The sequence below is a fragment of the Streptomyces sp. SID13031 genome (assembly GCF_010548305.1).
GTDB lineage: Bacteria > Actinomycetota > Actinomycetes > Propionibacteriales > Kribbellaceae > Kribbella.
In genome coordinates this window covers 485,796-491,804 of sequence record NZ_JAAGLV010000003.1, presented here as the reverse complement: position 1 = coordinate 491,804, position 6,009 = coordinate 485,796, and the positions used below count along the sequence as shown (strand labels likewise).

The 6,009-nt window shown below is 69.1% G+C and carries 3 protein-coding genes; 1 reads left to right on the top strand and 2 read right to left on the bottom strand.

The window, feature by feature from the left end:
- Window positions 1-206: 206 nt before the first annotated feature.
- Window positions 207-3,230 carry a glycoside hydrolase family 38 C-terminal domain-containing protein gene (locus tag G3I17_RS09715; protein ID WP_164595593.1) on the bottom strand — a complete coding sequence of 1,008 codons (3,024 nt, stop codon included), beginning with the start codon at window positions 3,228-3,230 and terminating at the stop codon, window positions 207-209.
- Between the two features lie 146 nt (window positions 3,231-3,376).
- Here G3I17_RS09715 and G3I17_RS09710 point away from each other — a divergent pair, with 146 nt between their 5' ends.
- Entirely contained in the window at window positions 3,377-4,375 is a 999-nt protein-coding gene (locus tag G3I17_RS09710; RefSeq protein WP_164595592.1) for a TAXI family TRAP transporter solute-binding subunit, read from the top strand.
- Window positions 4,376-4,635: 260 nt separating this feature from the next.
- On the opposite strand, the gene G3I17_RS09705 is transcribed toward G3I17_RS09710, so the two are convergent.
- Window positions 4,636-6,006 (bottom strand): sensor histidine kinase, encoded by a 1,371-nt coding sequence (locus tag G3I17_RS09705; protein ID WP_203589929.1) that lies wholly within the window; start codon window positions 6,004-6,006, stop codon window positions 4,636-4,638.
- Window positions 6,007-6,009 lie beyond the last annotated feature (3 nt).

Below are 6,009 nucleotides of genomic sequence, written 5' to 3'. Positions count from 1 at the left end.
CCTCCAGATACCCCACCCAAGCAGCCAACACCAACCGCACCACCTACCAAGCCACCATCAGCATCACCATCCACACCCCGCCGCCTTGACACCGCCCCAACCCGCCTAACTAACCGGCCTTGGGGTTGACCCCTCAGACGCAGGGTTGCCCCCTCAGAATCTGAGGGGGCAACCTGTGCTCTCGGGGGTTAACCCCCGAGACGCGCCTAGCTGCGGGTGAAGCGGAGGGTGAGGATCTGGAACGGGCGGAGATCGATCGCGACTCCGCCGTCCTTCAGCTCGTGGTCGGCCAGGTGGCGTTCGAGCAGGTCGACCTCGGTCACCGACGCGGCCGCGAAGCCGGTGGTTAGCGTGGTCCGGGACCGGCCACCGCTCGACTCGTAGAGCCGGACGATGACGTCGCCGGACTGGTCGTCGGCCAGCTTGATCGCCTCGACGATCACGTTGCCGTTGTCGAGGGCAACGATCGGCTCGACGCCCCCGGCGCCGGTGACGACGCGCTCCGGCAGGTTGATCCGGTAGCCCTCCTCGATCGCCTCCGGGATACCCGCCCCGACGACGAGCGCGTGGTTGACCACGTGCACGCCCTGGTCGGTCTGCGGGTCGGGGAAGCGCGGCGCCCGGATCAGCGAAGTACGGATGGTCGTCGTGGTACCGCCGTCTTCCCGCGCGGTCCGGTTGATGTCGTGCCCGTATGTCGAGTCGTTGACCACGGCGACGCCGTAGCCGGGCTCGCCGACGTGCACCCAGCGATGCGCCGCGATCTCGAACTTCGCCGCGTCCCACGAGGTGTTCTGGTGGGTCGGCCGGAAGATGTGCCCGAACTGCGTCTCGGACGCCGACCGGTCGGCGTGGACGTCGACCGGGAAGGACGCCTTGAGGAACTTCTCCGACTCGTGCCAGTCCATCGAGGTCTCGATGTCGACCCGCTTGGCGCCCGGCCGCAACCGCAGCGTCTGGGTGACGCTGGACCGGTTGAAGGAGCGCTTCACGACGACCGTCGCGACCCCTTCGACGGTGCTGAACTCGACGCTGTCGACCTCGGTCACGTCGCGGACGTTGTTCTTGTAGAACGAGTCGACGTCCCAGGCATCCCACTGGTTCGGGGTGTCCACGTGCAGCTGCAGGAGGTTCGCGGTACTACCTGGAGCAATCACCTCACGGGCCGCGGCAACGTCGTACAGGCTGGTGATCAGGCCACGCTCGTCGATCGTCACCCGGATCACGCCGTTGTCGAGCACTCCGCCGTCGATCGTCACCGCGGCGCCCTCGCCGACGGTGGTCCCCGCGCCGAGACCGGCGATGCCCTCCCGAGCATGCGGCGCCGCGTTGAAGACGATTTGCGCGTCGCCGGCGCCGGCCAGCGCCTGCTGGGCCGTCGCGATGATCGCCTCCAGCTCCGCGCCCAGCTTCGCGTACGTCTCCTCGGCCTCGCGGTGCACCCAGGCGATCGAGCTGCCCGGCAGGATGTCGTGGAACTGGTTGAGCAGCACGGCCTTCCAGATCCGGTCCAGCTCGTCGTACGGGTAGCTGTCGAGCTTGCCGGCCACGACGGCCGCCGCGGACCACAGCTCGGCCTCGCGGAGCAGGTGCTCGCTGCGGCGGTTGCCCTGCTTGGTCTTGGCCTGCGAGGTGTACGTCGCGCGGTGGATCTCCAGGTAGAGCTCACCCGACCAGACCGGCGCGTTCGGGTACTCCTCCTGCGCCGCGCTGAAGAACTCCGTCGGCGACTCGATCGTCACCCGCGGCGAGGACTCCAGGTTGGCTACCCGGCGGGCCGTGGCGATGAACTCGCGGGTGGGGCCGCCACCGCCGTCGCCGTAGCCGAACGGGACCAGCGAGCGGGTCGCGGAGCCGTTCTCGGCGAAGTTGCGCTGCGCGTGCGCCAGCTCGCGACCGGACAGGTCGGAGTTGTAGGTGTCGATCGGCGGGAAGTGGGTGAACACCTGCGTCCCGTCGAGGCCCTCCCACCAGAAGGTGTGGTGCGGGAACTTGTTCTTCTGGTTCCAGGAGATCTTCTGGGTCAGGAACCACTTCGAGCCGGACAGCTTCACCAGCTGCGGCAGCGCGGCGGTGTAGCCGAACGAGTCCGGCAGCCAGACCTCCTGGGTGTCGATCCCGTACTCGTCCAGGAAGAAGCGCTTGCCGTGCACGAACTGCCGGGCCAGCGCCTCGCCACCGGGCAGGTTGGTGTCGGACTCGACCCACATGCCACCCACCGGAACGATGGTGCCGTCGGCAACGGCCTTCTTCAGCCGCTCCCAGACGTCGGGGTAGTTCTCCTTCACCCAGGCGTGCTGCTGGGCCTGCGAGAACGCGAAGACGAGCTCCGGGTACTCCTCGGCCAGCGTGGCGACGTTGGAGACCGTCCGGGCCACCTTGCGGCGCGTCTCGCGCAGCGGCCAGAGCCAGGCCGAGTCGATATGCGCATGGCCGACAGCGGAGAGCTGGTGAGCACTGGCGTGCGCAGGACGGCTCAGTACGTCGGTGAGCTCGGCGCGCGCGTCTGTCGCAGTACCGGCGACGTTCTCGTAGTCGAGTACGTCGAGGGCGCGGCTCAGTGCGCGGAGGATCTCGCGGCTGCGCGGCTCCTGCTTCGGGAGCTCCTTCTGCAGGCCGTTGAGCGCCTCGAGGTCGAGGATCAGGTCCCACACCTCGGCGTTGAAGACGGCCAGGTCGGCGCGGGTGAGCTGGTAGATCGGCTTGCCACCCGGCTCCGGCTTGGCGCCGAGGTCCGAGGAGATCGGCGCGAAGGCGTTGTAGCCCAGTACCTCGGGGTTGGCGGCCGCCTCGACGTAGAACTCGATCGAGTCGCCGGCCGAGGCCGCGGTACCGTCCGGTCCGAGGATGGACAGCGGCGCGTAGGTCTGGCGCGGATGCAGGCCCTTCAGCGGGACGCCCTTGGTGGTGTGCACCAGGCCCTCCGCGGAGAAGCCCGGACCGCCGCTGAAGCCGAGGTCGATGACGGCCTCGATCTCGCTACCGGCCCACTCGGCCGGTACCTGGCCGCTGAACTGGAACCAGGCGGTACCCCAGGCCGGACCCCAGGGCAGGCCGATCTCGGCGGGCTCGTAGGAGGCCGCGAGCGCCTCGGCGGGCGGCACCGGCTCACCAGGCGCGTGCCACACCTTGATGTCCAGCGGGACGGCCGCGCCGTAGATCGCGGGGCGGATCCGCTCTCGCAGGGCGCGCTGGAGCCGCTCCTCGATGAGTTGACGGTCGTCGTGCACGAAATCATCCTCCGATGACGGTCTGGCGCGGCCCTCGCGGCCGGTGCGATGACAACGCTGTCACAAAGAGGAGGGGCCCGTCCAGACGCTATCGGTTCGAGCACAGTGAGTAGCCTCCGGACCACTTGGCCTCTAGGTTGTCCTACATGGATCGCGCCCACCTCCTGAATCGCCGCAACGCCCTCGGATTCGGAGCCGCCGCGGCGGCCTCCCTGGTAGTACCGGGGTGCTCGCGCGGCCGGTCGAACGAGCCGGCCCCGGACGGACCGGCCAGGATCGCCACCGGGAACGTGGGTGGCGTGTATTCCGTCTATGGCGCGGGCCTGGCCAAGCTGGTCACCGTGGTGACCGGGGTCACGATGGAGGCGATCAACACCGAGGGCTCGGTGGCGAACCTGCGGATGCTGGACAAGGGCACCGCCGACATCGCCTTCAGCCTGTCGGACTCGGCCCTGGACGCCTACGAAGGGCTCGAGACCTTCAAGAGCGGCAAGCTCCGGTTCAGCGCGCTGGCGCGGACCTACGACAACTACGTGCACGTCGTGGTGCCGACGGCGTCCCCGATCGACAAGATCGAGGAGCTCGCGGGCAAGGTCGTCAACGTCGGCCCGCCGCTGTCCGGAACCAGGGTCGTCGCGGAGCGGATCCTGGCCAGCGCGGAAGTCAAGGGCGTCCGGAGGGCGAACTACGATCTTGCTTCAGCCGTGAAGATGCTGATCGCCAAGGCGGAAAACCCCAAGGTCAAGGGCGGCATCGACGCGTTGATCTGGAGCGGCGGCCTGCCGACCAAGCCGATCGCCGACCTGCAGGACGGGATCGGCTTCCGGCTGGTCGACATCGGCGACGTCGCCGGGAAGATCGCCCTGAAGCGCTTCGGCGGCTACGTACTGTCGTCGATCCCGCCGTCGGTCTACAAACTGGCGAGCTCGGTACCGACCCTGGCCATCCCGAACTACCTGCTGGCCCGCCGCGGCCTGTCCGACTCCTGGGCCTGGTGGACCCTCAACACGATGTTCCGCCGCCAGGCCGACCTGATCGAAGTCCACAAGGAAGCCGGCTCCCTGGACGCCCGCTCGGCAATCGCCACCATGCCGATCCCCCTCCACCCCGCAGCCGAACGCTGGTACCGCACCAACCACATCTAGCCCCCCGGCACTACGTACGCCCGACCGACCACGTCGCCGTTGAGGGTGGCGCCGAGTACGACGCGGGGAGTGCGCCGGCGTCCATCGACGATGCGCCCGGCACCTACCGCGCCCCGCACACTCTCGGGGGTTAACCCCTCAACCGGTGGGTTGCCTAGCCGGATTCTCAAGGGGCAACCCGCACTCTCGGGGGTTAACCCCCGAGAGTGTGCGGGGTGGGTGAGGGCGAGCGACGTGGGAGCCCCTGCGTGGATGGAGTACTAGAGGTCGTAGTCGTCAATCAGCGGAACTCGGACCTCGATGACCAGCCCGCCACCAATTGGCGGGCGAGCTACCACCCGGCCGCCGACCCTCGCTGCTTCGGAGCGGACGATGGCCAGGCCTAGGCCGGTACCGGGCATTTCGCGGTGGTGGGCGCTGCGCCAGAAGCGTTCGCCGACCTTCTTGAGGTCGCGGGAGCCGAGGCCGAGGCCGTGGTCGCGGACCGAGAGGACTACCTCGGTACCGTCGCGCAGTACCGAGACCTCGACCGGAGGTGCGCCGTACTTCGAGGCGTTGTCGAGCAGGACGTCGAGGATGTCGTCGACCTCGAGCTCCGAGGCGACGCCGCCGGGGACCATCTCGCCGATGATGAGTTCCAGGTCGTCGGCGGAGTAGACGGCCTTCCAGCCGACCAGCCGTTCCTTGACCGCCTGGGCCAGGTCCAGTGGCTCTTCGCTGCCCTCGGCGTCGCCTGGACGGTCCGAGCCGGCCAGCCGGGACAGGCGCTGCACGATCCGGCCGAGCCGGTCGATGTCGCTCAGCGCGAACCGCGCGGTCGGTGACAGCCGGGACAGGCCCTCGATGTGGATCCGGGCCGAGGTCAGCGGAGTACGGAGCTGGTGCGACGCGTCGGCGACGAACTCGCGCTCGCGCTGGCGGGCCTGGTGCAGGCTGAGCGCCATCGAGTTGAAGCTGTCGCCCAGCCGGCGCAGCTCGGGCGCGCGGCCGTCGGTGGAGACCCGGGTGTCGAGCGCGCCGCGGGTGACCTGGTGGGTTGCGTTGTCGAGATCGTTCAGCGGCCGCAGTACCCAACGGGTGACCGGGCGGACGATACCGATGACGACGGCGCCGATGCTGATCAGCAGACCACCGAGGAGCAGCAGCAGGCCGTTCTGCACCTGGTCGCGGGCGCGCTCGGTCGGCACCCGCAGTACTGCGGCGCCGAGGACGCGACCGTTGTTCACGACTGGGCGGGCGACGACCATCTCGCCGGACTTCCAGGGCCACATGGCCGGTGGTTCGGCCGGCAGCCGGCCAGCCAGCGTGCTGCCCAGGGCGGCCGCCAGATCGGGCTCGAGGACGTTCACGCCGGAGCGCGAGGTGGCGATCACCCGGCTGTCGACGTCGACGACGAAGACGGGGGTGTTGTAGAGCTCGTGGTAGCGGACCGCGAGCTCACGCAGGCTGGCGATGTCGCCGGACTGCAGCGGCGCCTCGGCCATGGTGGCGAACCAGTCCGCGTCGTTGCTGCGGGACAGGAACAGAGTGCGCGACGCACCGATCGCGATGAAGTTGGCCAGTGGGACGGCGGCGACGATGGCGAGTGCGATCACCATCGGGACGAGGGACTGCAGCAGACGACGGCGCAACGG